General features: G+C 42.3%; 30 protein-coding genes. 25 read left to right on the forward strand and 5 right to left on the reverse strand.

Annotated features, from left to right (window positions below; all coding sequences use genetic code 11):
- Nucleotides 1-40 precede the first annotated feature (40 nt).
- Nucleotides 41-277, reverse strand: coding sequence for a hypothetical protein (locus EAE93_RS10440; protein ID WP_036775300.1), 237 nt, complete (start codon nucleotides 275-277; stop codon nucleotides 41-43).
- Here EAE93_RS10440 and sctN point away from each other — a divergent pair.
- The 23 genes from sctN (at nucleotide 276) to EAE93_RS10555 (ending at nucleotide 18,279) form a co-directional block, all read left to right on the forward strand.
- Nucleotides 276-1,598: a type III secretion system ATPase SctN gene (gene sctN, locus EAE93_RS10445; protein ID WP_036809056.1), complete on the forward strand. Its 1,323-nt coding sequence runs from the start codon at nucleotides 276-278 to the stop codon at nucleotides 1,596-1,598. The genes EAE93_RS10440 and sctN overlap by 2 nt on opposite strands.
- Complete coding sequence (locus EAE93_RS10450) at nucleotides 1,598-2,059, forward strand: type III secretion protein (RefSeq protein ID WP_036775296.1); 462 nt, start codon at nucleotides 1,598-1,600, stop codon at nucleotides 2,057-2,059. Before sctN ends, EAE93_RS10450 begins: the two co-directional genes overlap by 1 nt.
- 11 nt (nucleotides 2,060-2,070) lie before the next feature.
- Complete coding sequence (locus EAE93_RS10455) at nucleotides 2,071-3,279, forward strand: type III secretion system needle length determinant (protein WP_214039625.1); 1,209 nt, start codon at nucleotides 2,071-2,073, stop codon at nucleotides 3,277-3,279.
- Complete coding sequence (gene sctQ / locus EAE93_RS10460) at nucleotides 3,276-4,205, forward strand: type III secretion system cytoplasmic ring protein SctQ (RefSeq protein WP_214039626.1); 930 nt, start codon at nucleotides 3,276-3,278, stop codon at nucleotides 4,203-4,205. The genes EAE93_RS10455 and sctQ overlap by 4 nt, the downstream gene beginning before the upstream one ends.
- Nucleotides 4,202-4,855, forward strand: coding sequence for a type III secretion system export apparatus subunit SctR (sctR, locus tag EAE93_RS10465; RefSeq protein WP_036775291.1), 654 nt, complete (start codon nucleotides 4,202-4,204; stop codon nucleotides 4,853-4,855). Before sctQ ends, sctR begins: the two co-directional genes overlap by 4 nt.
- Before the next feature lie 2 nt (nucleotides 4,856-4,857).
- On the forward strand, nucleotides 4,858-5,124 hold the full coding sequence (gene sctS, locus EAE93_RS10470) for a type III secretion system export apparatus subunit SctS (RefSeq protein WP_036775290.1): 267 nt from the start codon (nucleotides 4,858-4,860) through the stop codon (nucleotides 5,122-5,124).
- On the forward strand, nucleotides 5,121-5,909 hold the full coding sequence (sctT, locus tag EAE93_RS10475; RefSeq protein WP_036775287.1) for a type III secretion system export apparatus subunit SctT: 789 nt from the start codon (nucleotides 5,121-5,123) through the stop codon (nucleotides 5,907-5,909). The genes sctS and sctT overlap by 4 nt, the downstream gene beginning before the upstream one ends.
- Complete coding sequence (sctU, locus tag EAE93_RS10480) at nucleotides 5,906-6,961, forward strand: type III secretion system export apparatus subunit SctU (protein WP_036775284.1); 1,056 nt, start codon at nucleotides 5,906-5,908, stop codon at nucleotides 6,959-6,961. The genes sctT and sctU overlap by 4 nt, the downstream gene beginning before the upstream one ends.
- Before the next feature lie 753 nt (nucleotides 6,962-7,714).
- The gene (locus EAE93_RS10485) at nucleotides 7,715-8,533 is read left to right on the forward strand and encodes a helix-turn-helix transcriptional regulator (protein ID WP_040150126.1); all 819 of its coding nucleotides are present in this window, start codon (nucleotides 7,715-7,717) and stop codon (nucleotides 8,531-8,533) included.
- A gap of 114 nt (nucleotides 8,534-8,647) precedes the next feature.
- Nucleotides 8,648-9,484, forward strand: coding sequence for a T3SS regulon anti-activator ExsD domain-containing protein (locus EAE93_RS10490; protein WP_040150124.1), 837 nt, complete (start codon nucleotides 8,648-8,650; stop codon nucleotides 9,482-9,484).
- Nucleotides 9,485-9,498: 14 nt separating this feature from the next.
- Nucleotides 9,499-9,921: a YscB family type III secretion system chaperone gene (locus EAE93_RS10495; RefSeq protein WP_036775278.1), complete on the forward strand. Its 423-nt coding sequence runs from the start codon at nucleotides 9,499-9,501 to the stop codon at nucleotides 9,919-9,921.
- Nucleotides 9,909-11,759: a type III secretion system outer membrane ring subunit SctC gene (sctC, locus tag EAE93_RS10500; RefSeq protein ID WP_110085810.1), complete on the forward strand. Its 1,851-nt coding sequence runs from the start codon at nucleotides 9,909-9,911 to the stop codon at nucleotides 11,757-11,759. Before EAE93_RS10495 ends, sctC begins: the two co-directional genes overlap by 13 nt.
- Nucleotides 11,756-13,027, forward strand: a complete 1,272-nt coding sequence (sctD, locus tag EAE93_RS10505; RefSeq protein ID WP_040150117.1) for a type III secretion system inner membrane ring subunit SctD — start codon at nucleotides 11,756-11,758, stop codon at nucleotides 13,025-13,027. The genes sctC and sctD overlap by 4 nt, the downstream gene beginning before the upstream one ends.
- The gene (locus EAE93_RS10510) at nucleotides 13,024-13,263 is read left to right on the forward strand and encodes an EscE/YscE/SsaE family type III secretion system needle protein co-chaperone (RefSeq protein WP_040150116.1); all 240 of its coding nucleotides are present in this window, start codon (nucleotides 13,024-13,026) and stop codon (nucleotides 13,261-13,263) included. Before sctD ends, EAE93_RS10510 begins: the two co-directional genes overlap by 4 nt.
- Entirely contained in the window at nucleotides 13,229-13,483 is a 255-nt protein-coding gene (sctF, locus tag EAE93_RS10515) for a type III secretion system needle filament subunit SctF (RefSeq protein ID WP_040150114.1), read from the forward strand. Before EAE93_RS10510 ends, sctF begins: the two co-directional genes overlap by 35 nt.
- A gap of 2 nt (nucleotides 13,484-13,485) precedes the next feature.
- A complete protein-coding gene (locus EAE93_RS10520) occupies nucleotides 13,486-13,839 on the forward strand; it encodes a YscG family type III secretion system chaperone (protein ID WP_082301027.1) in 354 nt (117 codons plus the stop codon).
- Complete coding sequence (locus EAE93_RS10525; protein WP_214039627.1) at nucleotides 13,832-14,398, forward strand: YopR family T3SS polymerization control protein; 567 nt, start codon at nucleotides 13,832-13,834, stop codon at nucleotides 14,396-14,398. Before EAE93_RS10520 ends, EAE93_RS10525 begins: the two co-directional genes overlap by 8 nt.
- Before the next feature lie 75 nt (nucleotides 14,399-14,473).
- The gene (gene sctI / locus EAE93_RS10530; RefSeq protein ID WP_036809025.1) at nucleotides 14,474-14,812 is read left to right on the forward strand and encodes a type III secretion system inner rod subunit SctI; all 339 of its coding nucleotides are present in this window, start codon (nucleotides 14,474-14,476) and stop codon (nucleotides 14,810-14,812) included.
- A gap of 6 nt (nucleotides 14,813-14,818) precedes the next feature.
- The gene (gene sctJ, locus EAE93_RS10535; RefSeq protein ID WP_272946430.1) at nucleotides 14,819-15,556 is read left to right on the forward strand and encodes a type III secretion system inner membrane ring lipoprotein SctJ; all 738 of its coding nucleotides are present in this window, start codon (nucleotides 14,819-14,821) and stop codon (nucleotides 15,554-15,556) included.
- A complete protein-coding gene (locus tag EAE93_RS10540; RefSeq protein WP_214039628.1) occupies nucleotides 15,557-16,183 on the forward strand; it encodes a Yop proteins translocation protein K in 627 nt (208 codons plus the stop codon).
- Nucleotides 16,162-16,779: an HrpE/YscL family type III secretion apparatus protein gene (locus tag EAE93_RS10545; protein WP_040150108.1), complete on the forward strand. Its 618-nt coding sequence runs from the start codon at nucleotides 16,162-16,164 to the stop codon at nucleotides 16,777-16,779. Before EAE93_RS10540 ends, EAE93_RS10545 begins: the two co-directional genes overlap by 22 nt.
- Before the next feature lie 175 nt (nucleotides 16,780-16,954).
- On the forward strand, nucleotides 16,955-17,890 hold the full coding sequence (locus tag EAE93_RS10550; protein WP_040150106.1) for a YopT-type cysteine protease domain-containing protein: 936 nt from the start codon (nucleotides 16,955-16,957) through the stop codon (nucleotides 17,888-17,890).
- Nucleotides 17,887-18,279, forward strand: coding sequence for a CesT family type III secretion system chaperone (locus tag EAE93_RS10555; RefSeq protein ID WP_036809011.1), 393 nt, complete (start codon nucleotides 17,887-17,889; stop codon nucleotides 18,277-18,279). Before EAE93_RS10550 ends, EAE93_RS10555 begins: the two co-directional genes overlap by 4 nt.
- 222 nt (nucleotides 18,280-18,501) lie before the next feature.
- Here EAE93_RS10555 and cspE read toward each other — a convergent pair whose 3' ends face one another.
- From cspE to EAE93_RS10570, 3 genes are all read right to left on the reverse strand, one after another.
- Nucleotides 18,502-18,717, reverse strand: a complete 216-nt coding sequence (gene cspE, locus EAE93_RS10560) for a transcription antiterminator/RNA stability regulator CspE (protein ID WP_021323801.1) — start codon at nucleotides 18,715-18,717, stop codon at nucleotides 18,502-18,504.
- A 463-nt stretch (nucleotides 18,718-19,180) separates the two neighbouring features.
- On the reverse strand, nucleotides 19,181-19,483 hold the full coding sequence (locus EAE93_RS10565; RefSeq protein WP_036775251.1) for a hypothetical protein: 303 nt from the start codon (nucleotides 19,481-19,483) through the stop codon (nucleotides 19,181-19,183).
- Nucleotides 19,484-20,107: 624 nt separating this feature from the next.
- Nucleotides 20,108-20,413 carry a hypothetical protein gene (locus tag EAE93_RS10570; protein WP_036809005.1) on the reverse strand — a complete coding sequence of 102 codons (306 nt, stop codon included), beginning with the start codon at nucleotides 20,411-20,413 and terminating at the stop codon, nucleotides 20,108-20,110.
- Between the two features lie 873 nt (nucleotides 20,414-21,286).
- Between EAE93_RS10570 and EAE93_RS10575 the strand changes: the two genes are divergently transcribed.
- Nucleotides 21,287-22,363 carry a hypothetical protein gene (locus EAE93_RS10575; protein ID WP_181148280.1) on the forward strand — a complete coding sequence of 359 codons (1,077 nt, stop codon included), beginning with the start codon at nucleotides 21,287-21,289 and terminating at the stop codon, nucleotides 22,361-22,363.
- A 605-nt stretch (nucleotides 22,364-22,968) separates the two neighbouring features.
- Here the strand turns inward: EAE93_RS10575 and EAE93_RS10580 are convergent.
- Nucleotides 22,969-23,424 carry a hypothetical protein gene (locus EAE93_RS10580; RefSeq protein WP_036775245.1) on the reverse strand — a complete coding sequence of 152 codons (456 nt, stop codon included), beginning with the start codon at nucleotides 23,422-23,424 and terminating at the stop codon, nucleotides 22,969-22,971.
- 1,230 nt (nucleotides 23,425-24,654) lie between these two features.
- Between EAE93_RS10580 and EAE93_RS10585 the strand changes: the two genes are divergently transcribed.
- Complete coding sequence (locus EAE93_RS10585; protein WP_110085816.1) at nucleotides 24,655-25,737, forward strand: hypothetical protein; 1,083 nt, start codon at nucleotides 24,655-24,657, stop codon at nucleotides 25,735-25,737.
- Nucleotides 25,738-25,876: the final 139 nt, after the last annotated feature.

The raw sequence follows: 25,876 nt of genomic DNA on the forward strand, positions 1-25,876 counted from the left end.
AACAAATTATAAAGATACCGTCCCAGCGCCTATGCCAAAATCAGTCGTGAATTTTTAGCAAAATCCGTCGTAACCCAAGGCAGAGTCCCATTGGTCTGGTGTAAAGCGCATCAAGCATGAACAATACGCCGTGAATAAGATCAGGAAATCTCACCGATAAAGCAGGGAACGTCCAGGCAAACTCCAACCATTTTCTAAAAACTCCCGACTCAGGTTGCAATCCCTCCCCCTCTCCCTTCTTTATAGTATTTGCAGCAGAGGTTATATAAACGATCATGAAGCTTTCCCTTGACCATATTCCCGGCCAAATGCGCCACGCCATTAATGAATGCCGGCTAATTCAGATTCGCGGCAGGGTTACACAGGTCACGGGTACACTACTTAAAGCCGTCATTCCTGGTGTACGGATAGGTGAACTTTGTCACTTACGCAATCCTGACAACACGCTGTCGCTTTTGGCGGAGGTGATTGGATTCCAACAACATCAAGCGCTGTTGACGCCACTTGGTGAAATGTTTGGCATCTCTTCAAATACTGAAGTCAGTCCAACCGGAGCCATGCACCAAGTTGGTGTGGGTGATTACCTGTTAGGACAAGTCCTTGATGGGCTAGGTAATCCGTTTGCCGGCGGCCAATTGCCGGAACCACAAGCCTGGTATCCCGTTTATCGAGATGCCCCGGCTCCTATGAGCCGTAAACGGATTGAACACCCGCTTTCACTCGGTGTACGCGCTATTGATGGCTTACTCACATGCGGTGAAGGTCAACGTATGGGGATTTTTGCCGCGGCGGGCGGCGGAAAAAGTACATTGCTATCTACGTTGATTCGTAGCGCCGAAGTTGATGTTACCGTGCTGGCGCTCATTGGTGAACGTGGCCGTGAAGTACGGGAATTCATCGAATCGGATCTTGGTGAAGAGGGACTAAAACGTTCAGTGTTGGTGGTCGCGACCTCAGATCGCCCGGCAATGGAGCGAGCTAAAGCAGGGTTTGTCGCTACGTCAATCGCTGAATATTTTCGTGATCAAGGCAAACGTGTACTGCTATTGATGGATTCTGTGACCCGTTTCGCCCGAGCGCAACGAGAAATAGGTTTAGCTGCCGGTGAACCACCAACCCGGCGTGGTTATCCTCCGTCAGTGTTCGCGGCTTTGCCACGATTAATGGAACGCGCGGGTCAATCCGACAAAGGTTCGATTACCGCCCTCTATACCGTATTGGTGGAAGGCGATGACATGACAGAACCCGTAGCAGATGAGACTCGATCTATCCTTGATGGTCACATTATTTTGTCACGTAAGCTGGCTGCGGCTAACCACTATCCCGCTATCGATGTGCTACGTTCCGCCAGCAGGGTAATGAATCAAATTATTACTCCTGAACATCAGGCTCAAGCTGGCCTGTTACGCAACTGGTTAGCTAAATATGAAGAAGTGGAGCTTTTGTTGCAGATTGGAGAGTATCAAAAGGGGCAAGATCTCGTTGCTGACAATGCCATTGCGCGTATTGACGCAATACGTAGCTGGTTACGCCAAGGCACTCATGAGCCAAGTGATTTACCGCAAACTTTAGCGCTATTACAGCAGATAACAAGATAATGATTAGCCGTTTACAACGCATAAAAGCCTTACGAGTCGAACGCGCTGAAAAACATTTTTCTCTGCAACAAATGAAACTACAAACAGCCCGTCAAAACCATCAACAGGCTTTGCAAACCCTGCAAGATTACGGTCAATGGCGAATAGAAGAGGAACAGCGGCTTTTTGCACTGTGTCAGGGCAAACCTATTGACCGTAAAGGTCTTGAACGCTGGCAACAACAAGTTGCCTTGTTGCGCGAAAATGAAGCGCAATTGGAAAAGCAAGCGGCTGAAATGAAAGAAAAAGTGGAGCTGGAACTCCGTCAATTACAAGAGTGTCAGCGTGTACTGCACCACGCACGCCAGCAGCAAGAAAAATTTAATGAATTGGGTCGTCAGCAGCAGGAGGCGATCCGTGCCCAAGGTGAATACCAGGAAGAGCTGGAACAAGAAGAGTTCCATCGCCAAGAAAGAGTGTAAAACAGAAGAGTATGAACCCACTGACAGCTATCGGCAAAGATGTCTCCTCCCTCCCAACGTCGTCTCCCGCAAAAGCAGACGCAGATTTGCAACGCCGTTTCGAGCAAGCTATCACCTCTCATGCCGCCAACACGCGCCAGTCAGCCACACGGCGGACGGAACAACCGTTAACTAACACAACAACGTTAACTAATACAACAACGTTAACTAACACAACAAATAGTAAAACAGCGGATCGGCATGCTACACATGACTCAGATGAGGAGCTTCCACTATTCGATTCTCCCCAACCGGTAATTGATGATCCGCGCAAGCAAGCCTTACCATTGACAGTCCATGACATGCCTGCGCCACCTCAAAATCAGAAAAAAAATTTATCGACCTCTGTTCATCGCCTTAGTGAGATCGCTAGCGAGATACAAGAGTCTCTGTCAGCACCTGGAATCCCAACGCATCAGCCAAACCTGAACGTCTTGTCTGATTCTGGCCTGAAACCGGTTGATATCACTGTGACTGGCCACCCTGACGCAACAATGACGCCTGTACAGCAAGACGCAAACGATGAACTGGCATATCATGCAGTGATGCAGACAGCGCCTGGCCAATCTCCATCTCAGCCAGACACACAACGCGGTGCTACTCCTCACCAACAAACAGATCCGACTTTACCTATACCTGCTCGCTATACCAACGAAAGCAACATCACGGAAAAAAAAGCGTTGGATGAAATCGAGACCTACCATTTGTTGGCATCAAAACCAAAAAAGTCTGACTCTCAATCCTCTCACTCCGGCGGATCAGATGGACAAACACCTCTCTTGCCACAAACACAACTCCTGCCGGGGGAACGTATCCTCGCCGCAATGCAAGCAACTTCAACCATATCTCCCCTTTTGGAAGCATTGATCGACAAACTGAGTGTGGAGATCAGTATCGAACTCACCCAGCAATCGCGTCCGGCCACATTACATTTGACACTTCCTAGTCTGGGGGCGCTTGAGATCCAACTCACTAATGAGCATGGCAAACTTCAAATAGAGATTTTGGCGAATCCCGCAGCTCAACAACTCCTGAAACAGGCACGCTTTGAATTGATTGAACGTTTACAACTTCTTTACCCAACACAAACTGTCGAACTCTCTCTTCCGCCTCAAACGGATAGTGAACACGGATCACGTCAACGTCGCAGCGTATATGAAGAATGGAAAAAAGATGCATGAATGACCTAACCCTATCCAAAGTTTCATTAGAAGAATTAACGCTGCATCAGACCCTGAGTCGCCACCAGCAACAATTTAGTTGGGATAATAGCCATCTCTCGCTGGATGTGGCCCCCCCTCCCCAAACGTTGGACAGGGTATTGATCGCCCATTGGCAGGGACAAACTTTTTCCTTTTACTGCCATGCAGCCGAGCTAGCATTGTGGCTCGCTCCTGATCTACAACAAGCGGATCTCACCTCGCTCCCTCAAGATCTGCTGCTGGCACTGCTGGAATATCAGAGCAAAGTGCTACCCACTCTGTCATGGTCAGCACTGCATACCACGTCGAAACGCCCTTTGTCAGCTTGTTTACAATTACGCCTTGAACGGCCGGGGGCCACATTGCCGCTCTGGTTACCAGAGCCATCCCCTTTAATTGCTATATTGCCAGAACGTCAACCTGGCGAGCGCCTGTCCATTCCATTACGACTTTCTCTGCAATGGGGGGCAATAACCCTGACTTTAGATGCGTTTCGCACCCTGGAATCAGGGGATATGCTGCTACTGCCCCCACAGCAACAACCAGACGCCCCTTTATTAGCGTATCTGGAAGGACGCCCTTGGGCCTACTTTAAATCCCATGACCATAAACTGGAGTTAATCACTATGCACACCCCCTCCTCTGACAATTCTGACGACACTCTGCCAGTAACGGACTTAAACGACCTAGAGGTTCATGTCAGTTTCGAAGTGGGTCGTCAGACCTTGGATCTACAAACACTCACCAGCCTGCAACCCGGTTCATTACTCGATCTTGGCGTTCCCTCAGATGGTGTAGTACGTATTCTTGTCAATCAGAAATGCCTGGGTTCAGGGCGATTGGTCGATATTGAGGGGCGTCTGGGAGTAAGAATCGAACATCTCTCCGTGGAGAAACAATCATGATCCAGTTACCAAACGAATTGGATCTCATCATCGGTCTGGCTTTGCTGGCTCTGCTTCCCTTTATTGCGGTGATGGCGACCTCTTTTCTCAAACTGGCCGTGGTATTTTCCTTACTGCGTAACGCGTTGGGCGTACAGCAGATCCCACCTAACATGGCAATGTATGGATTAGCCATTATCCTCACTATCTATGTGATGGCTCCGGTGGGTTTCGCCACTCAAGATTACCTGCGTCAAAATGAAGTTTCATTCAGCAACGCACAATCAGTAGAGAAATTTGTGGAAGAGGGTCTGACGCCTTACCGAAACTTTCTTAAACAGCATATTAAGCCCAGTGAACGTACTTTTTTTATCGACAGTACCCGACAAATTTGGCCAAGCCAGTATGCAGATCGGCTAGAACCAGACAGCTTGTTGATACTGTTACCCTCCTTTACAGTCAGTGAATTAACCCGAGCTTTTGAAATCGGGTTTCTGCTTTATCTGCCGTTTATTGCAATCGATCTCATTATTTCTAACATTCTGCTCGCAATGGGAATGATGATGGTTTCTCCAATGACTATCTCTCTTCCTTTCAAGTTACTGTTATTTGTCCTGCTTGATGGCTGGACACGCCTGACACACGGCCTTGTTATCAGTTACGGAGATTGAATATGAGTAATGCTGATATTTTGCATTTCACCAGCCAATCGCTCTGGTTAGTGTTAATCCTTTCCCTGCCTCCGGTACTCATGGCTGCGGCAGTGGGAACATTAGTCTCGCTAATCCAAGCACTCACCCAAATACAAGAACAAACATTGGGTTTTGTTATTAAATTAATCGCGGTCGTTATCACCTTGTTCGCGACAGCTACATGGCTTGGCAACGAACTCTATAGCTTTGCCAACATGACCTTTCTTAAGGTGCCGCTGATCAAATGACCCTACCAGAGCTCCAGCAGCAAATGCTGGCTTATACCCTGCTATTACCGCGCATCATGAGCTGCTTTGTGATATTCCCTGTGCTCAGCAAACAGATGCTAGGTGGTGGGTTAATCCGCAACGGCGTGGCTTGTTCACTGGCCCTCTATGCTTACCCAACTGTAGCCGGTAACCCACTGCCCACATTAGGTAGCCTGGAGTTGACGCTGTTACTCGGTAAAGAAGTCCTGCTTGGTTTGCTCATTGGCTTTATCGCTTCTATTCCATTTTGGGCGATGGAAGCCACCGGTTTTATTATAGATAACCAACGGGGAGCAACAATGGCGTCAGTGCTTAACCCTTCCTTGGGAAGTCAAACCTCACCCACAGGTCTGTTATTAACTCAAACGCTAATCACACTCTTTTTCTCCGGCGGCGCTTTTCTTAGCCTACTTGGCGCTCTCTTTCAGAGCTATAACAGTTGGCCGGTAACGCAGTTCTTCCCCCAAATTACCAACCAATGGCTCCATTTTTTCTACGGCCAGTTTAGTTATTTGCTGCAACTCTGCGCCCTGATGGCCGCCCCTTTGTTAATTGCCATGTTTCTGGCTGAGTTCGGGTTAGCACTGATTAGCCGCTTCGCTCCTTCTCTTAACGTTTTCGTGTTGGCAATGCCAATCAAAAGCGCAATTGCCAGCCTGCTACTGGTTATCTATATCCAGTTATTGATGCATCACGCCTATGATAAGGTGCTGTTAATTCTCTCCCCGGTACGCATGTTAATCCCTATTCTGGAGGCGCCATGAGTGGAGAAAAGACTGAAAAGCCTACCCCCAAGAAACTCAGAGATGCCCGGAAGAAAGGCCAAGTAACCAAGAGTAACGAAGTCGTCTCTACCTCCTTAATCTTGGGGCTAATCGGCATGATGATGGTCATGTCTGAATACTATTTGGAGCATCTGAGTAAACTGATGCTAATCCCGGCTAATCTGCTAGATAAACCCTTTCCCCAAGCCTTAAACCATGTGGTTGAAAACTTGATGCAGGAGCTGGTCTACCTCTGCTTGCCAATTCTGAGCGTTTCCGCTTTGCTATCGCTGGCTTCACACTTCGCCCAATACGGTTTTCTACTGAGTGGACATTCCATCAAACCTGATATTAAAAAGATCAATCCTGTTGAAGGCGCTAAAAGAATCTTCTCTATCAAGAGTCTGGTGGAATTCATCAAATCAATACTTAAAGTGGGGCTGCTCTGTACCTTGGTTTGGGTGACTTTGGCTGGCAACCTACAGGCGTTACTCTACCTACCAGAGTGTGGGGAAAAATGCATCACCCCTGTACTGGGAATGATGTTAACCCAGTTAATGACCGTGTGTGGCATTGGATTTATCGTGATCTCTATCGCTGATTATGCTTTCGAACACTACCAACATATTAAGCAGCTTAGAATGAGCAAAGACGAGATCAAACGGGAATACAAAGAGAGTGAAGGCAGCCCAGAGATCAAAAGTAAGCGACGTCAATTTCATCAAGAATTACAGTCGAGCAATATGCGTGCTAGCGTCAAGAACTCATCAGTGATCGTCGCCAACCCAACTCACATTGCAGTGGGTATCCGTTACAAGAAAGGGGAAACACCATTACCCCTTATCACGCTCAAGTTCACCGATGCTCAGGCCCTACAAGTTCGACGTATTGCCGAAGAGGAAGGTATTCCGGTGTTACAACGTATTCCTCTGGCCCGGGCGCTTTATCAGGATGGCCTAATCGACCACTATATTCCTGCCGATCTTATCCAAGCTACCGCAGAAGTTTTACGCTGGCTAGAACAGTGGCAGGATCGTGCTCCTGAGCCGTAACCTATTCCCAAATAGCGTTTTTTGAAAGCGAAACTACATATATGACTGAGCATTGACATTCAAGACACCTCGCCAATGCTCAATATAAACGAAATATAATGCAGATTCGTTTCTCAATTATTACGATTAAATTACATAATAACAACAAATTTAATATAAATAAAAATTACTGCTAATAAACCAACATTTCTTAAACAATATTATCATAAACAATCCAATTCAGTTCGGTTGATTTTACCTTTTTATCGATTGATCAAATCGTTGAAACCAGATTGAATTTATTATTAAGTAATTTATATTACATATAGCCATTTGGGTTTCACTTTGCGCTGACTTCTATACCTGTTAATCCGTTAATATTACTCTAGTCATTACAATTATTAACGTATTCTAAACCATTAATACATTGTCTGAATAAAAGGAGATAACTATCAATATCAGTCAGGAAAAAAGGCCCAGTTTATGATTAAAAGTGCGAAATCTATCGGCAATGGTTATCGTATAAAAATTTGATCGCTTTTTACTCTTCGTTTATAAAACGTGAGAATAATTCGGTATTCGGGCCAAAGAACATAAATAGGCCCACTAGCAAAAATCATTTTAATTAAAAGGTGCTATAGTTAACCATCAGGTTAAATACATAAACTATTCTTTCTGTCTATTTCAGGCAGCGAAAACGAAGAAAATATCTATTAATAATAATAATGTGATTTGTATTTTTAAGACATACACCAACAGATCCAGGACAATAGAATGAACGGCATCACAACATCAGGGAAGGGAATGGATATCTCGCTATTCCAACGTAGCATGCCTGCCTTTAACGTTATAGAACATCCTCAGGAAGGGATATATATCCTACTCGAAGGTGAAATGACATGGCAGGACAGTACCAATACCTACGATATCTCCCACAACGAACTGCTTTTTGTTCGTCGTGGCAGTTATGCAGCAAAAACGCGTAGTGATACCTGTAAGCTACTCTGGTTGCCTCTGAGCACCGCTTTTCTCCACGGTTTTTTGCAACGTTTTGGCACTCTGCTCAGTGAGGTCGAGCGGCACAATATGCCAACACCCGAATTAATTGCATTTACCTCATCGCCTCTGTTATCTCAAAGTATAAATGGGCTGGTCGATTTACTGGCTCATGATTACCCCACAGCGTTGGGTCAACTCAGAACAGAAGAGTTGTTATTGCTATTAGCATTTGGAGAACAAGGCACTTTGCTCATGTCAGTATTACGACAATTGAGCAACCGCCAAGTGGAACGTTTGCAGAGTTTTATGGAAAACCACTACCTTAAGGAGTGGAAACTCAGTGAGTTCGCTAAAGAATTTGGTATGGGATTAACCACCTTCAAAGAGTTGTTCCGTTCGGTATACGGAATATCACCACGCGCCTGGATCAGTGAACGCCGCATTCTTTATGCACACCAACTACTACTCAACAGTGAGATGAGTATTGTTGATATCTCAATGGAAGCTGGATTCTCCAGCCAATCTTACTTTACTCAAAGCTATCGAAGACGCTTTGATTGCACCCCCAGTCGGGCCAGGTATGGCAAAGAGTAACGATTGGCTAAAATAATCTGACGTTTTTTACAAGTTAACCATTGGCCTGACAGATAAAATAAGGCCATTCCTAATTTAATCGACAAGAGTGACTAGCAGCAAGATGAGCATAGCATGAGCCAGCAAGACCATAATCAGACTCGAACCAGCATGTTTCTCGGCCGCAAGATCTCTGTCATGCAGTCGGGAATTCCACGCCGGGATCAGTTACTCGGAAAATCATCGGCTATTCAGTATCAAAATAGCGACATTATTAATAGCCAACAGTTTATTTTATTACAACGCTTGCTACCCAGACATCTGCTGGAAAGCTTGATGAAGTCCGTCTGGTTTCGTAGACGGTTAAATTGTGGACAAGCTTTGCGGCGTGATGATCTACAACAGCTCATCAGAGCGGCGGCAGAACCGGAATGTGACTGGAATAAGGTATTGGGCGACCGCATAAACCTGGCTGACAGGCATCTTTTACAGCACTGGGTATTACAGCCGCTATTTGACTGGTGGCTCCGTTTGTTGGAGCCAGAGATAGATTTCTGGTTCACTGAATTTGAGCAGTTACAGATCCAAGAACGGCAATTGCGGGCTAAAGCGCATTTTTGGCAGCAGGTGGAAAGTGTCCCATCTCAATGCCGTAAACAACATCATCAAGAGGTTATATCTTTGCAAACAGCGCTTAACCAACGCAAACAACTATTAGAAAAATTGCTGTTGACAACGGAAACCCAAGCTCGCGAAGCATGGCCCAACTGGTTTACTGGGCTGGATGCACTCCAAGCTGGCGGCGACCTGACCGCTTTTACACCAGTTCCCGAAGCACTGTCATCCTGTTGGACGTGGTTAACCGCTTTAGAGCATGACAACGAGTCGGCCATTCACTTACAAAAATGGCTTTGTGCCCGTGTTCTGTGTCTGCCACAGGACAGTTTTTATTGGCAATCGACGACGACCTAATTATTAGAGGAAACATGCAAACTCTACTCAATCATTTGGCCAGTCGCTTGGGCCAGAAGCCTTTCGTTTCCGATAGACAAGGGCATTACCATTTGCACATTGATAACTACAACCTGTTCCTTCGCCAACAGGGAACTGAACTTGTGTTATCCAGCCCGTTAAGCTGGCGCCATAACCCAAAAGATCCGTCAGGCGCAGAGTTACTGAAAACACTATTGCAGCAGGTCACACGTTGGGGACGCCATGCTCCCCACGCACTGACCTTGGATGAATCAGAGAATCTTATTCTGGAGGCACGCCTTGACCTTGATAGTTTGGATGCTCAAATACTGGAACAGATGCTAACCATGCACGTCGATCTACTGGAACAAGTTATGGCTTTATTGTCAGAAACCCAATCCTCCCCCCAATGGAAACAGGTAATATGGCAACCATGAAACAGTTCCAACGGTTATGCCGTTCCCTACTGTTGTCGTTGAGCATCAGCGGCGTGATGATTCCCTCTGCTTATAGCCAAGATCTGGATTGGTTTCCTACGCCTTATAGCTATTTGGCAAAAGGAGAAAGCTTGCGGGATGTACTGGTTGATTTCGGCGCTAACTATGAAGCCTCAGTGGTTGTCAGTGACAAAGTGACCGATCAAGTTAACGGCCATTTTGAGCAGAACACTCCTCAGGAATTCCTGCAACATTTATCCTCTCTCTATAATCTGGTCTGGTATTACGACGGGAGCGTGCTGTATGTATTCAAAAACAGCGAAATACAATCGCGCCTGCTTAAGCTTGAACAAACCAACGCAACGGAACTACAGCAGGCCCTAAAACGTTCAGGTATTTGGGAACCACGCTTTGGCTGGCGTCCTGATCCAGGCAATCAACTGGTTTACATATCAGGCCCTCCCCGTTATCTCGAACTGGTTGATCAAACCGCATCTGCGCTGGAACAGCAATCATTGCTGCGTAGCGAAAAAACCGGTGCCTTAACAGTGGAAATTTTCCCGCTTAAATACGCCTCAGTAGTCGATCGCAAGATTCAATATCGTGATACCAGCATTGAAGCACCTGGCGTAGCTACCATTCTCTCTCGTTTGCTCAGTGATACCAATGTGACCACTGTTACTGGTGAAGCGTCTTCTTCTACGGGAGGAAGCTACTCAAGCCGTGCGGTTGTACAGGCAGAACCCTCCCTCAATGCCATCATTGTACGGGATAACCCGGAAAGGATGCCCATGTATGCCCACTTGATCAACGTATTGGACAAACCTTCCGCCCGGATTGAAGTCGCCCTTTCCATTGTCGACATCGACGCAAACAACCTTTCAGAATTGGGAGTTGACTGGCAAGTCGGCATCAACACCGGGCCTCGTCATATTATTGATATCACAACCTCCGCTGGGGAAAAAAAGGAGGGCAAGGAAAAAGGTGAAAGCATTGGTTCAGCCGCATTAGGTAGTCTGGTTGATCGCCGTGGTCTGGATTACTTGCTCGCCAAAATAACCTTACTAGAGAGTAAAGGAAGCGCTCAGGTGATTTCCCGCCCAACGCTTTTAACGCAGGAGAATACGCAAGCGGTCATTGACAACAATGAAACCTACTACGTGAAAGTGAATGGCGAACGGGTTGCGGAACTTAAAAGCCTGACCTATGGCACTATGCTACGCATGATCCCCAGAGTCATCCAAGTAGGAGATTCTCCCGAAATCAGTTTAGATCTGCATATTGAGGATGGTAACCAGAAACCTAATAGTTCAGGTCGGGATGGTATCCCGACTATCAGCCGAACCGTTGTCGATACCGTTGCCAGAGTTGGACATGGGCAAAGTCTGCTGATCGGCGGCATCTATCGCGACGAAATGAGTCAAATAACACGTAAGGTGCCATTTTTAGGCGATATCCCCTATTTGGGCGTCTTGTTTCGCAATACCAGTGAGCAAGTTCGGCGATCAGTACGGCTATTCATTATTGAACCACGTCTGATTGATAGTGGGATAGCCCATTATCTGGCTCTTGGCAACGGGCAAGATCTGCGTCCTGGATTACTGGCAACACAAGATATCTCTAATCATAGCTTATCGTTGAGTAAAGCTCTGGGGAGTGCGCAATGCCAGCCACTATCCTCGGCCCGTCAAGTACAAGAAACACTACGGCAAGCAGGTAAAAGCTCATTTTTAGACTCATGCCGAATGGGTAAAACTTACGGATGGCGAGTCATTGAGCAACAATGTTCACTGAAAGAAACCTGGTGTGTTCGTGTGCAAAATAAGGCGAACAGATGAGTTGGAAAATTCGCTTTTACCGCGGACTGAATAAAAGTATTGAGGTCAATTTAGCTGAGGGGCGTTTAGCCATCGGCTCAGACCCCCTACAGGCAGATATCGTTCTGGTGGATGAAGATGTTGCCCCAGCGCACCTGATCTTAGAAGTCGAACCGGACTCAATTCGCCTGTTGGAATGGGCCGGTGAAACCGCGCCAAGTCAGAATGGCGAACCGCTATCACCGGGAGCGACATTGCAAGCGTTAGCCCGTCAGGAGGCAGGTCCGTTATTGTGGGCTTTTTGTGACCAACAACATACATTCCCAAACCAACTCGCAGAACCGGCGGTCACACCACGCCAGCATCCTGTCCGCCAAAATCGCAGCCGGGTAGCTGGTGGAATGTTGATACTGTGTTTGGTACTGGCACTTGGTCTCTTGATGCTGCTTGGACATGAAGGATGGCAAAGAAGCAGCATGTCCAACGGTATGGCCGAGCAAGAGCTGCGCCGTTTTCTCAATGGCGATTCAGCCTATCGTCATGTAAGTGTACAAATGATGCCCAATAACGAGCCGCTATTGCTCAAAGGTTATGTAAACCTCAATCAACAACGACTGGCGCTGCAACAGTATCTTGATACTCACTCTCTCAGTTATCGGCTGGAATTACGCACTATGGAAGAATTGCGTCAAGGGGTGGATTTCATTTTACAAAAACTAGGCTATGCCCAGCTTCAAAGCTACAATGGCAAACAACCGGGCTGGGTTCGCCTTATGGGCGAAGTCACTGATACCAGCCAGCAATGGAACGATATCGAATCACTGCTCAAACGTGATGTTCCGGGCTTACTAGGCATAGAAAACCAAACGAAGTTCACGGGTAATCATATCAAGCGGCTAGATATGCTGTTAGCTAAACATGATTTACCCAACACGCTGACCTACAAAGATAAAAATGATCGTATCGAGTTCACAGGTCAACTGGATGAACACCAAGCTCACAATTTCCAACGCTTACAGCAAGTATTTAAACAAGAGTTCGGCAACCGGCCAGCATTGGTATTACTGAATAATAAGCGGCTCACCCGCAATGATGAGCTAAATTTCGATGTCCGGGCAGTGTCCCTCGGGCGTATACCCTATGTGGTACTCAAAAACAACCTGCGTTACCCCGTCGGAGCAACAACAGAAAACGGTTTAAGAATCGAGGCCATCCGCCAAGATGCGATTGTTATTACCAAGGGCGAGCAGCAATTTATTATCAAACTCAACAGGAGCCCGGTTTTATGATGACATCCCTGGAGGCACGACTGTTTGGCGCCGATCCCACTTATGTCAACGAAATGCAGCACCGCCTTTCTCAAGCGCTGAACGATATCCAACAACGACTGAGACGTGGCGGTTCGGTACAAGAATACCAACAATGGCAACTGGAGGCTGATGCCATCCAAGCAGCAATCGCAATACTTAACACAACAGAAGGAGACCATCATGGCCCAAATTTTTACTTCCGCAACAACAGTTAATACCCTCGATAAGGTTGCTGACCAATTAAAGAAACAAGCTGACACAGCCAACTCAGATGTCAATGACGCCATTACAGCCCTCAAGGATGGCCCAGACAACCCCGCTTTGCTAGCTGATTTACAGCACAAAATCAACAAATGGTCGGTAATCTACAACATTAACTCTACTGTCACCCGGTCCATGAAAGACCTGATGCAGGGTATATTACAGAAGATCTAATCATGACACGTTCACTCAAAGGGTTACTGGCAGATATTGCTCTGGTTGGAAGCGGCCATCACTGCCATGACGAAGCCAATATGATTGCTGACTGGCTGATGTCAAGCGAAGAGGGGCAAGAAGCAGCAAACCTGATTCGGCTCTCTTCTTTGACGAACCAAGGCCAATATCAACAGGCTCTGGATTTTGGTCGGGATCTTCCCTGGCCTAGTCTGGAACCTTGGTTAGCGTTGTGCGAGTGGCGTCTGGGGCTGGCATCAGCTCTGGAGCAGAGACTGACGCGAATGGCTGGCAGTGACGATCCACAATTGCTCTCCTTTGTTGACGGCATGCGGGAACAGATAGCTCATGGATAGGATTGAAGGGCCATCCCATAACACCGTGCCGCAGCCAACGGTACAGCCTTCGGCCAGTTCCAAGCACCAGCACAGCTTTGAGCAAGCACTGGAAACCACACCGGATCAGCAAATGCTGAAAGAGCGCCAACAACGCTGGCTACAGGGAGAATCGCTGGAAAACGTTTTAGGCGATTTTGATCCAGCGACACAGCGCCAAGTGACATGGCAGTGGTATCAGGCTTCAACATCTGATAAACAGCCCGCCCAGCGTGCTCAGTTAGAAGACAAGCTGATCGCTCCGGTACAAGAGCGGCTATGGTCACAGTTTGGCGGCCTGACATTGCCCGTCAATCCGCCGCTGGATATGCCAGAACTGAGAGCGATTGTTCGTGAATTCGCCCCCACAGGCCGACAACAGGAGACGGCGCTTCTCAAGATACTCGGCAAGATTGGGACTATTCCGGGCAATGAGTACCTGAGTGACCTTATCCGGCAAGAGTTGAAAACACTGATCCCCCGTAACGGTATGGTGGATAACCTGATACGAAACTCACACAAACTCGATTTGGAAGAATAATGGACCAACCACAACTCAGTGAAACAGGGATAGACAACCTAAACAAACTCAACCTACCTCAAATTTGGAGGAACAATGGATCTACCACAGATAAGTGAGACACTGATCACCAGCCTGGATGAACTCAACACACCTCAGGCCAGTGCCGAAAATATTGCGAGTTTTGAACACGCTATGTCCAATCAAGATCAGGGGATTGAAAACAATCTGATCAGTGAATTGGGTCAGCTCAGACAACAATTCACTCAGGCCAAACAGGAGCTGGAAGCGCAACTAGCCGTGCCCGGTAGCGACCCTAACAGCCTGATGCAAATGCAGTGGTCTCTGATGCGAATCACCCTGCAAGAGGAGCTAATCGCCAAAACGGTAGGACGGCTCAATCAAAACATTGAAACCTTAATGAAAGCCCAGTGAGGAGCTGTGAAGAAACCCTATATAATCTGCGTTATGCTCGCTGTCCTGATGCTAACTGGCTGTAAAATCGAACTCTACACCGGCGTCAGTCAAAAAGAAGGCAACGAAATGTTAGCCTTGCTCAGGGAAGCGGGCATTTCCTCTGATAAACAGCCAGACAAAGATGGCAATATCAAACTGTTAGTCGAAGAGTCTGATGTGGCGCAAGCGGTTGAAGTGCTCAAACGTAAAGGATATCCACGGGAGAACTTCTCTTCGTTACAAGATGTCTTCCCCAAAGACGGCCTTATCTCCTCGCCAATAGAAGAGCGGGCGCGACTTAACTTCGCCAAAGCACAGGAGATTGCCCGAACACTTTCTGAGATCGACGGAGTGCTGGTCGCACGGGTACATGTTGTTTTACCCGAGGAGCAAGACAAACTGGGTAAAAAGCTATCTCCAGCTTCTTCTTCGGTGTTTATCAAACATGCGGCGGACGTGCAACTCGACACTTACATTCCCCAAATCAAGCAACTGGTTAATAACAGCATTGAAGGGCTGAGTTATGATCGGATCAGTGTCGTACTAGTGCCCGCAGCGGGCGTACGTCAGGTACCGTTGGCGCCACGCTACTCCACTCTGTTCTCTATCCAAGTTACCGAAGAGTCACAGGGGCGTCTGATTGGGCTGTTGGTACTATTATTAGCTTTATTATTTGTCAGTAATCTGGCGCAATTCCTGTGGCATCGAAGCAGGATGCAATAAATGGCAACAGTATTAACGCCCTATCAGTTTCGATTTTGCCCTGCCAGCTATATTCATTCTGACCACCTACCATCAGAATGGCTTGCAGTCTTATCTTCCCTGCCTGAGTGGCGAAATTCTCCCAGACTAAATGGGCTACTGCTAACCCAATTTGATCTGAATGTGGATTATGAATTACCAACCGGGTTGGGAAATCTCGCCCTGTTAGAACAATCGTGCTTAGAACAACTTCTTACCTGGCTAGGAGCCTTACTGCACGGGCAAGCTATCCGCCATTGCCTGCTGGCGACAGAACTTCGCCACTTACACGATTCACTAGGAAAAGAGGGGCACCGCTTCTGCTTAAAATATTTCGACATCATTATCGGCAACTGGCCGACTGGCTGGCAACGCTCATTACCACCGGCAATCAATGTAAACTATTTTCGTACCAGTGCCTTACAGTTCTGGCTAACAGCAATGGAGCCTCTTTCTATTGATTTCGCTAAACGCTTGAGCCTACGGCTTCCACCTTATGAAAACCTCGCGGCCTGGCCTGTCAGCCAGGCAGAACGACCATTGGCACAAGCATTGTGTCTTAAATTGGCTAAGCAAGTGAACACAGAATGTTACCATTTATTAAAATAACAACAGAGCACCTTCAACTGGCTCCTGAACTCCAGATACTGCGTAAAGCGGACTATCAGACCTGTCTGAGTGCGCAATCTCTGCTCGATGCCGCCCGGATACAGGCACAAGAAATTGAACGTGACGCACAGGCGGTATATGAGCAACAAAAAGAGTTAGGTTGGCAAGCTGGTATTGATGCTGCCCGCGCGGAACAAGCTAATCTGATTCATCAAACCCAGTTGCAATGCCAGCAATACTACCGGCAGGTGGAACAACAGATGAGCAATGTAGTCTTGCAAGCTGTACGTAAAATCCTAAAGAATTATGACCAAGTTTCCCTCACCTTACAGATAGTTCGTGAAGCCTTGTCATTAGTCAGCAACCAAAAACAGGTTATTTTACGCGTTAATCCTGAACAGGCCGCGACAGTTCGTGAACAGATATCACGGGTACACAAAGATTTCCCTGAGATCGGCTACTTAGAGATCACCGCTGATGAGCGTCTCGATCAAGGGGGTTGTATTTTGGAAACAGAAGTCGGGATCATAGATGCCAGTTTGGATAGCCAATTAGAAGCGCTGATGTCTGCCATCAATAACCAATGGCAAAATTGAAGACGCCATCACGCTTCAAAGAGATAACCAGTTTTCGACGGAAAATGAAAATTTCTTCCGCCGTTATTAATATTCTCTATTTCAACAAAACATTATGATTCACTCTATCTGATATCCAAGCGCATATGCGTATCTCTTGGAATAATCTCAAAAGAAACTACTAAAGGAGTGACCATTGTCTCCCATCTCAGGTATTAATCACCAAAGAATATTTCCTACCCAACAGCTTGATACCACAGCCGTTAATCAACCACAGGGGGAACTGTCGGGTAAATCTCTGAAAGTCTCTTCACCCAGACCAGGATTACTAGAACGCCTTTCCGCGACAATTCAACGCAATCTACCGGGCCACTCCATGCTCGATCGTCAACTGACCACCGATGGCAAGAAGAATCAAGAGAGCCGCTTCTCGTTCAGCATGATAAAAGACAGAATCGTTCACTTTGCGGTGAGCACCAAATTAGGGAGTGTTCGAGATTCTGCCAGTAAGCACGGCGGCGAAGTTACTTTCAAGTTCGCTCAGACCAAAGGCGCCTTTCTGGACCAAATCATGAAACATCAAGACACCTCCGGCGGGGTTTGTGAGTCCATCTCCGCACACTGGATAAGCGCTCATGCCAAGGGTGAAAGCGTCTTCAACCAGCTCTATGTGGGCGGCCAAAAAGGTCAATTTCATATCGACTCTCTGGTTTCCATTAAGCAGTTACAAATGGATGGCCTGGACCCATATGCCGAGCAAAGCCAAATAACCGAATCCTGGCTCCGTGAGAACGGTATCCAACCACGAAGCCCACTTGAAGTAAGCGGAGAAACTGGCAGTAAAGGCACAAAAGATCTATTAAACGCCATCCTGGATACAGGTGATAAAGGCTCAGGCTACAAGAAGATCAGTTTTGAAGGACAAATGGCCGGGCACACAGTAGCCGCTTATGTAGATGACCAAAAGGGTGTTACCTTCTTCGATCCTAACTTCGGCGAGTTCAGCTTCCCGGACAAAACCTCATTCTCCAACTGGTTCTCTCAAGACTTCTGGTCTAAATCCATGTATAACAAGGAAATCGGACTAGGACAAAATTTCTACGTTTCCAACTTCGAGCCTAAAACACGATGACACACGACTATCACCAGCTTATAGAAGCTCTATTCTCTAAACTTGGCGTACCTGCATCTTCTACTGACGATAATATCTACACTCTGGAAGTTGATGGACGCTTTCAAGTACTGATTGGTTGTTATCACGACAACTGGCTACAGTTGTTCTGCGAATTAGGGGCCGAAATCAGTCATGCCAACAATCTTTTTGGGCAACATTGGCCGGCTCATGTCCAGGGAGATTTGGATGGACAAACCATTCTATGGTCACAACGTCCCCTGGCCGAAGTAGATGTCGCCGAGCTACAAGCCTGGCTGGAACGATTTATTGATGATATTGAACAACGCCTGACACCTAACACAACCCAACAGCCTAAAAATCTGCCGCCTTCCTTGATGCGGGTTTGAGCGCTAAATACAAACCACTACCGGAATATCAGTTCAATGGGAGCTTCAATATTTGGTTCCCTTTAAACTACCAAGACAAAATAATCAAAGCAAAATACTACTGTCACCATGCAAAAAACCCGCAACTAAGCGGGTTTTTACTTATTAACAACTTTAACTACTCAGGATATTACCTTCATCGCTATCGTAAAGTCGCTAATAGATTTAAGCAGTTAAGTTAAATCAAGATAATACGATAACATTTACTGCGGATGGACCTTTAGCGCCATTCTCAATAGAGAATGAAACTTCCTGACCTTCTTCCAATGTTTTGAAATTATTACTCTGAATTGCAGAATAATGAACAAAAACATCTTTGCTACCATCTTTTGGCGAAATAAAGCCAAAACCTTTATCGTTGTTAAACCATTTTACTGAACCAGTCATTGCATTAGACATAGAATTTTCCTTTAATTTTTAAGTTGCCATAAGGCGTTATGAGGTCTGTTTTTCAGTTTTACTTATGGGTACTATTACGGGTACTAATTAGAAGGAATTCGCAATGAAGTGGTATCAGGGATAACGCTAAATGGTGAACTGCTTTAACTTTAATACTTTTCATAAAAACTTTTCATAAATAGGTCTGTACTTCCAAACCAGTGACGCTATTAAATCACATTGATCGGTTGTTAGCAAATCTTAATTTCATTTATTTTTTCCTATTTGTTGCTCTCCCTTATCCTAAATTTCGACCTTAACCAATATTACAATAGCTTTACCATAGCCATAACTAACTAATTATAAAAAATTTTTATCCACAATCCCTATTTGCCGAGATTACGGCACTGATTTGAATTTACAAATTTCCCCCAACGCCCTAATCAGGCTACAATACCGTAGCCTAAAATTAGTGAAAATAAAGTTAACATCTTCCCATCTTTAAACGACCATTGCAGTTCATGATCTCTGATACCTTAAAATACGGAAAATACTCAGTACCGTTATCGATAAATCCTCCATTATCAGTACGACATTGTGATGTAATAGCGCAAGTCTCATCTCCTTGCTTCCAAATGAATACATCACAAGACTGGGAAGCACGAGACATATTCCACTGCGCCATACACTCTTGATCAGTTAGTTCAATAGGCTTATCGGCTCCACTACCTGCGTTTGCGGCAGACGCAATCCCGAGAAGCAATGCTCCTAACATAAATTTCTTCATATTTATATATCCTTTAAGAATCATTCAATTATCGTATAATGGCATTAACTAATTGAAATTAATTTTCATAGCTATTTTAGGTATGTAAATATCTTTCTTAAATAATATTTAATTTCTGAATAAAACAATCAATATTCTTTAGTGAATAGGAGAGTTTCATATATCCACATTAAAAAAGTAGTCCATCTTCCACATTATTACAAGTTAACTGGGATATAATATGAAAAAACCGTATATTGATTTCAAATGGTTATCATTAGAATGATATTATTTACCCTACAAGATTCCAGTGAATTAAATATGTTTTTTATTCATCAAGCATTAAGTAATTTCAGGTTATTCATCTGTAATGTAATTATCCTAATAACAAAGTAATAATTAACTCCAGCGTTAAACAGTAACCGAATTACAATAAAATATATTTTCAGGTAAACTTAATGACGGAAAGAACATTGATCTATGCACTGTAATTTTCGGCTTTGCCATAGCCATAACTAATTAATTATAAAAAATTTCATCCATAATCCCTATTTGCCGAGATTACGGCACTGATTTGAATTTACAACTTTTCCCTAACGCCCTAATCAGGCTACAATCCGTAGCCTGAAATTAATGAAAATAAAATTAACATCCATCAGTCTTTAAATAACCACCGCAGTTCGCGATCTGTGATACCTGAGAATACGGGAAAAACCGAGTACCATTCTCGACAACTGGTCCATGAACAGCACGACATTGTGCTGTAATAGCACAAGTATCATTTCCGAGTTTCCAAATTGATAATATATCACAAGACTGGGAAGCACTAGACATATACCACTGCGCAATACACTCTTGATCAGTTAGTTCAATAGACTTATCGGCTCCATTGCCTGCGTTTGCGGCAGACGCAATTCCGAGAAGCAATACTCCTAACATAAATTTCTTCATATTTATATATCCTTTAAGAATCATTCAATTATCGTATAATGGCATTAACTAATTGAAATTAATTTTCATAGCTATTTTAGGTATGTAAATATCTTTCTTAAATAATATTTAATTTCTGAATAAAATTATATAATCAATATTCTTTAGTGAATCGGAGAGCTTCATATATCCACATTAAGAAAGTAGTCCATCTTTCACATTATTACAAGTCAATTGGAATATAATATGAAAAAACCATATATTGATTTCAAATGGTTATCATTAAAATGATATTATTTACCCTACAAGATTCCAGTGAGTTAAATATTATTTTTTATTCATCAAGCATTAATTAGACAGAGCAATATGAATAAATTCCGGGCAAACAGCACTTAAATTAAAACTGAGATAAATCAATTCACTATAATATTTATATGCTTTAAATAATGCAAATCGCTATGGAAAAATACTGACAAAAAGAAATATTATGACCATACATTATAAGTTATATCTATGATATTACTTTAAAACTGGATAAATATTTCAATTATCCCCACAAGCGTTAGATAATTCCAGGCTATTCATCTGTAATGTAACCATCCTAATAACAAAGTAATAATTAAAGAGACGCTATAAGATAAATATGGAATAATGTTAACAATTAATTCCAGTATTAAACAATAACCGAATTACAATAAAATATATTTTTAGGTAAAATTATTGACGTAAAGGGCACTATGCTATGCACTGTAATTGAATTTATTTCTAGCAAGAAAATTTGAGTAAATATACAATAATCTCATTCAATACCTTGAAACCCTCTCACTTTGAACTATATTTATTTTAACTATGTTTAATTATGAAAAAAATATTCATCCTTATGAGGGGTTAAAAATGAGCACAGTCTTTGAATGGGACCCAAATAATTCTCAGGTATATACCAAAGATTATGGAACTGGATCTATTATTCTTTCATCTACTCAGTCAGATTCATTCGATAAATTAGGTGGCGCTAATTTCACAATGAACGCTGAAAGTGAAACATTAACACTACAGAATGATTCCGATAATATACCTATCTATTGGCCAGAATTTAACCGCAACAATGACGGAACAATGACTGATAGCGGCAAAGGATTAGATATAAATGTATCTGCTGGAACACTATTAGTAGACTATCGGCTAAATGATCAAAACCATACAGTTGATAGAAGCCATACAGTTGCTTATTTAGGGTGTTCTGAAAGCGCTAATTTTATTCTTAAAAATTCAGGCTCCTTAAGCATCAAAAATCCAGGAACTGTATTTATGTTTATAGATTATGTCGTTTCCAATAAACCGCCAAAACTCATAATGTCAGGGAACAGTGAATTTGAAATAAAACAAACAACAAAAATAGAAGATGATGTTCCGGCTTTTATATTTCTAGCTAGTGAAATTTCTTTAAGTGAATCATCTAAGCTCACTTTTGAAAGTAGTAATCTCTACCTTGGAGATGGAAACTTTAATTACTGCAATATAAGCATACAAGATAAATCGACAGTGACCTTGATTAATAATGGCATAATGCAAAAAAATGACATAGAAAAAAACAAGACATGGTTCAAGCTTAAAGCAGGTTCTCCTTTACTAAACTTAGAATCTTTCGATGGTATCAATTTCCCACTCTACCTTGACAACGTAGAATATCCAGAAGGTCTATTTAATTTCATTACTACAGAAGGCAAGAATGAAGGAAAAATTATGATTGAATTCTCACAACAAAATCCTAATAATATAAAAGACAATATAAATAAGATATTTGACAAAAAACTAATAGCTATCAATAATAAAATAATTAAAAAAGAAAAACACGAAGATTATTTTAATATTGGTTATAAACCAGACCAATTAAAAAATGATCATAAATTTATGATTATAACAATATCACTTAAAGATCAATACCAATCATATCAAAAAGTAAATGTTTAGCAGTTCAAAATTAATTTTACTCTTTGTGGTACGATATCAAATAAGGTAATGTACCACTTAACATCGATATAAATCAGCTATTATTTAATCATGGTAAACTATAAAACACATACTTTATAAATGATATCTAATGTGTAAATTTACTCATAAAACCCAGAATTAAACAATTTTATACTTCAACAATATATTTAACATGAATTAACAAAACCGAAAAATATCGAGTCATCACTTCACAAACAGTCATCACAAATACTCTGTGTTATTATATTCAGTAATTTCTTAAAATGGTAAGAATATCCATAAAAACAAATTCTATGCTCATGAAAATACAAACACAGTAATATTACATATATTTAGCAAGCCACACATTATTTCTCTAAATATCAAACAAAATATACAATACCTTATATTAAAATAAAAAGATAAGGCTACATCGGAGTGTAGCCTTAAATCCAGAATTAAAAACCAGAGAACTCGTCAAGCAATCATGTCTCTTTTCATTTATAACCTTAAAAAAGCTTATTCGAGTTTACAACCAGTTTATAATATATCAAGAACACAATTAATCTGTAAAAACTCTACTTTAAAAACCGAGCTATCTTGTGTTAGTACAATATCATTTGAGCAGTATTCAAATCTCCCGGAACCCTACACACAACTTTCAGATTTTTACTTCCCCCACTATTATTATTACCTTGCGCTTCTCTTGAAGCTAAGTAATTAAAATTATCACCTACACAATATTTAATAACACCATTAATAGCTCTTGCTTCCTGGAATAACCAAATCTTTCCAACATTTTCCCAATACTTTGTCATAACATGGAAATCAAGTGGCTTAATAATTTTAATATCCGTATTAGGACCTATAATTGGAACGCTTGCATATATGCCCCACACTGTCTCCATTGGCATAATCGTATATGTTCTCGTCAGACTGCCTCCAGTCAAATGTACATCATTATCGTTACCTACGAAATTACTAACACTATAAATAGATGAAGTTAATTGTGAATCGATAATCTTTTCTAATTCTGCAATACGCTCTGTTTTTTCTATCATTTCATTCACCTATATTATTAGAAAATTATAAAAAACGTCATAGAATCTTGAATAACATTCATCTTCACATTAAAAATTAAATATAAACCCTGACTTAATTAAATTGATGAACTAATCTCTGAGCACCTCCTTAAGCTTGAAATGGATTGTTGACGTAAAACTTTCCCTTCTATTCTACGAAGGCGTTACTATTTTTATTTATCATGTTACGTTGTTAATTAAATATAGACAAAGTTCTATTCCTTTCCACTAAATTTAAAAATTATTTAATGACATCTTATCCATTTTCACTTTGAAACATTAAAAACCATAAAATCATTTATCCAAAAAAATAAAATCAGATAATTATTTCTATATTAATGCCAATAAACAATATAAAACAGAATAATATTATGCTCATACTTATTATTATTTCATAATAAAATTAACCATTTTAAAAATCATCACACTCAGATGTATTCGCAATTAATTTTATAATTATTTCAGTATTTACAATGCATTATAGTATTTTGCACATATTTCCCCAACAAGATCCTCGTCAGAGGATTACTTCATTTGACAATCGACAATAAAGCGTGCAGAAATTAGAAATTTTCTTTTTTGAGATTTAAATCACATATAGGTAAACCGATTAGTTCAATCAAGTACCTTAATTTTCTATACGACAAGAAATAAGGTAATAACAACCTATTAAAATGCGTTGATAAGCTTACCTAACATCAACTTATCCAACAAAACAGATACAAAAAATAGATTAAATTTACGACTAAGATATCTGGCTACTCACAGAGAGTAAAATTCTCAGCTTGAAATTAATATCGTCTTCGGATTATACATAATATGTATTGATTACATCAGCGCCCCACCAAACATAACTATCTTGACACAGGATTTTCACCTATCGTTATTTTCTCATTCACAAAGAATTATTTATCAACTTGAACAACTCTCTTCACCAATTATGCTCAATCAAACCTGCATTTAAACCGAATTATTCAGTTAGCAAGTAGTAATAAACTATTCTCCGATAATATCATTCCTTACATAAATAAACCGTTGAAAAATCTCTAGCAAAAACAGGAAAAAGCGCTGATATCAAACTCCATTGATCAGCAACAAAATCACAATAAAATAGGAGAAAGTATCTTGAAACTTACTTATTTTGAACTATGTTTATATTAATCTACATTTAATAATGAAATAATATTAACTCAAAAAAGGGTAAAATTAATGAGCGAAAAATTTATCTGGGTCCCTGATGAAGATCAATCATACGGTCATCAACACGGCAGTCAAACTATTACTCCATCAAGCTCTTTCGATAAAAACATTGGTTTCACCTTCAAAATGGACGCTGGAGAAAATACATTAACACTGAATACGGATAACACAAATAGCATTAAAGCACACGATATTCATTGGCCCAGACCATCAATTCCAGTTGAACTTAAAGAGCAATATGAGATAGTACATAAGGCAGAAAATACAGATAAAACTTTAGGAGAAACAATAAATATCTCCTCAGGAAATCTTATAATATCAGGAAGTCAAGAAAAACCTGTTAATTTTCATCTTAATTCTCAAATTACAGATAGATATAGAATAAAATTACAAAATTCAAGTACCCTTGCAATAGCAAAGGCAAACACGGTAAGAATTAGCGGTCCTAAAAATAAAACACTGAAACCAGAAGAATCAGCAGTCGCTATATCAGGGTTAAGTCACCTTACTGTAGAGGCTTCGGTAGAAATACAGCAAGAAAATGAAGTGATAAAAGGTAATATTTCACTAGAATGTGATTTCTCTATCACTGAATCCTCTAAAGCTATGCTTAAAAGCCATCTGGTCAATATATACAATAGCAATATTATCTTACAAGATAATGCACAGATGTTAATAAGCTCTCAAATATTAAACATAAGAACTGATTTAGATGAACAAGGTCAACCTTTATTCTACACAAATTTCACTCTAAAAGCCGGAGCGACTTTATTAAATCTTAACTCTCCAAATGGCACCGACTTTCCATTAGATATTCACAGAGAAGATTATCCTAAAGGTGTATTCAATTTCATGGCCGAAGGAAAAGAGAACACAGGAAAAGTCGTCATTGATGTTGCACCAAAAGATGCTAATGCCTATGGTCTTAACACCATGCTCCGTAAAAATTTCATAGCGATTAATGGAGCAGTGGTAGAAACTGGAGACCAAATGAAATATTTTGATTTTAGTTATGGAAAAGATACCCGCAACGATAATCAAGTCGGAACAATAATTATCTCTCTTAGAAACCCTCACCTAAAATTGTCTTAGCAAATAGATTCAAGGCGCAGCATAGAATACAACGCTGTGCCTCCCGGTATTAACAGATCATCCCTACGCCATACACCTATAAGGCTAAAGTGAGTCAAACCCATTAGAAGCCCCTCACACTTACCCATTTTCCCCCTTG

The organism is Photorhabdus akhurstii, assembly GCF_018448925.1.
Taxonomy (GTDB): domain Bacteria; phylum Pseudomonadota; class Gammaproteobacteria; order Enterobacterales; family Enterobacteriaceae; genus Photorhabdus; species Photorhabdus akhurstii.

Coding starts and splice junctions, on each gene's coding strand:
- sctC (WP_110085810.1), top strand. CDS start 9,909: ATGGCAACCATGAAACAGTTCCAACGGTTATGCCGTTCCCTACTGTTG.
- sctI (WP_036809025.1), top strand. CDS start 14,474: ATGGATCTACCACAGATAAGTGAGACACTGATCACCAGCCTGGATGAA.
- sctT (WP_036775287.1), top strand. CDS start 5,121: ATGACCCTACCAGAGCTCCAGCAGCAAATGCTGGCTTATACCCTGCTA.
- EAE93_RS10555 (WP_036809011.1), top strand. CDS start 17,887: ATGACACACGACTATCACCAGCTTATAGAAGCTCTATTCTCTAAACTT.
- EAE93_RS10450 (WP_036775296.1), top strand. CDS start 1,598: ATGATTAGCCGTTTACAACGCATAAAAGCCTTACGAGTCGAACGCGCT.
- EAE93_RS10565 (WP_036775251.1), bottom strand. CDS start 19,483: ATGAAGAAATTTATGTTAGGAGCATTGCTTCTCGGGATTGCGTCTGCC.
- EAE93_RS10490 (WP_040150124.1), top strand. CDS start 8,648: ATGAGCCAGCAAGACCATAATCAGACTCGAACCAGCATGTTTCTCGGC.
- EAE93_RS10440 (WP_036775300.1), bottom strand. CDS start 277: ATGATCGTTTATATAACCTCTGCTGCAAATACTATAAAGAAGGGAGAG.
- EAE93_RS10570 (WP_036809005.1), bottom strand. CDS start 20,413: ATGAAGAAATTTATGTTAGGAGTATTGCTTCTCGGAATTGCGTCTGCC.
- EAE93_RS10510 (WP_040150116.1), top strand. CDS start 13,024: ATGATGACATCCCTGGAGGCACGACTGTTTGGCGCCGATCCCACTTAT.
- EAE93_RS10540 (WP_214039628.1), top strand. CDS start 15,557: ATGGCAACAGTATTAACGCCCTATCAGTTTCGATTTTGCCCTGCCAGC.
- EAE93_RS10545 (WP_040150108.1), top strand. CDS start 16,162: ATGTTACCATTTATTAAAATAACAACAGAGCACCTTCAACTGGCTCCT.
- EAE93_RS10520 (WP_082301027.1), top strand. CDS start 13,486: ATGACACGTTCACTCAAAGGGTTACTGGCAGATATTGCTCTGGTTGGA.
- EAE93_RS10580 (WP_036775245.1), bottom strand. CDS start 23,424: ATGATAGAAAAAACAGAGCGTATTGCAGAATTAGAAAAGATTATCGAT.
- sctD (WP_040150117.1), top strand. CDS start 11,756: ATGAGTTGGAAAATTCGCTTTTACCGCGGACTGAATAAAAGTATTGAG.
- EAE93_RS10455 (WP_214039625.1), top strand. CDS start 2,071: ATGAACCCACTGACAGCTATCGGCAAAGATGTCTCCTCCCTCCCAACG.
- EAE93_RS10495 (WP_036775278.1), top strand. CDS start 9,499: ATGCAAACTCTACTCAATCATTTGGCCAGTCGCTTGGGCCAGAAGCCT.
- EAE93_RS10575 (WP_181148280.1), top strand. CDS start 21,287: ATGAGCACAGTCTTTGAATGGGACCCAAATAATTCTCAGGTATATACC.
- sctS (WP_036775290.1), top strand. CDS start 4,858: ATGAGTAATGCTGATATTTTGCATTTCACCAGCCAATCGCTCTGGTTA.
- EAE93_RS10525 (WP_214039627.1), top strand. CDS start 13,832: ATGGATAGGATTGAAGGGCCATCCCATAACACCGTGCCGCAGCCAACG.
- sctQ (WP_214039626.1), top strand. CDS start 3,276: ATGAATGACCTAACCCTATCCAAAGTTTCATTAGAAGAATTAACGCTG.
- sctF (WP_040150114.1), top strand. CDS start 13,229: ATGGCCCAAATTTTTACTTCCGCAACAACAGTTAATACCCTCGATAAG.
- EAE93_RS10485 (WP_040150126.1), top strand. CDS start 7,715: ATGAACGGCATCACAACATCAGGGAAGGGAATGGATATCTCGCTATTC.
- sctR (WP_036775291.1), top strand. CDS start 4,202: ATGATCCAGTTACCAAACGAATTGGATCTCATCATCGGTCTGGCTTTG.
- sctN (WP_036809056.1), top strand. CDS start 276: ATGAAGCTTTCCCTTGACCATATTCCCGGCCAAATGCGCCACGCCATT.
- sctU (WP_036775284.1), top strand. CDS start 5,906: ATGAGTGGAGAAAAGACTGAAAAGCCTACCCCCAAGAAACTCAGAGAT.
- cspE (WP_021323801.1), bottom strand. CDS start 18,717: ATGTCTAATGCAATGACTGGTTCAGTAAAATGGTTTAACAACGATAAA.
- EAE93_RS10585 (WP_110085816.1), top strand. CDS start 24,655: ATGAGCGAAAAATTTATCTGGGTCCCTGATGAAGATCAATCATACGGT.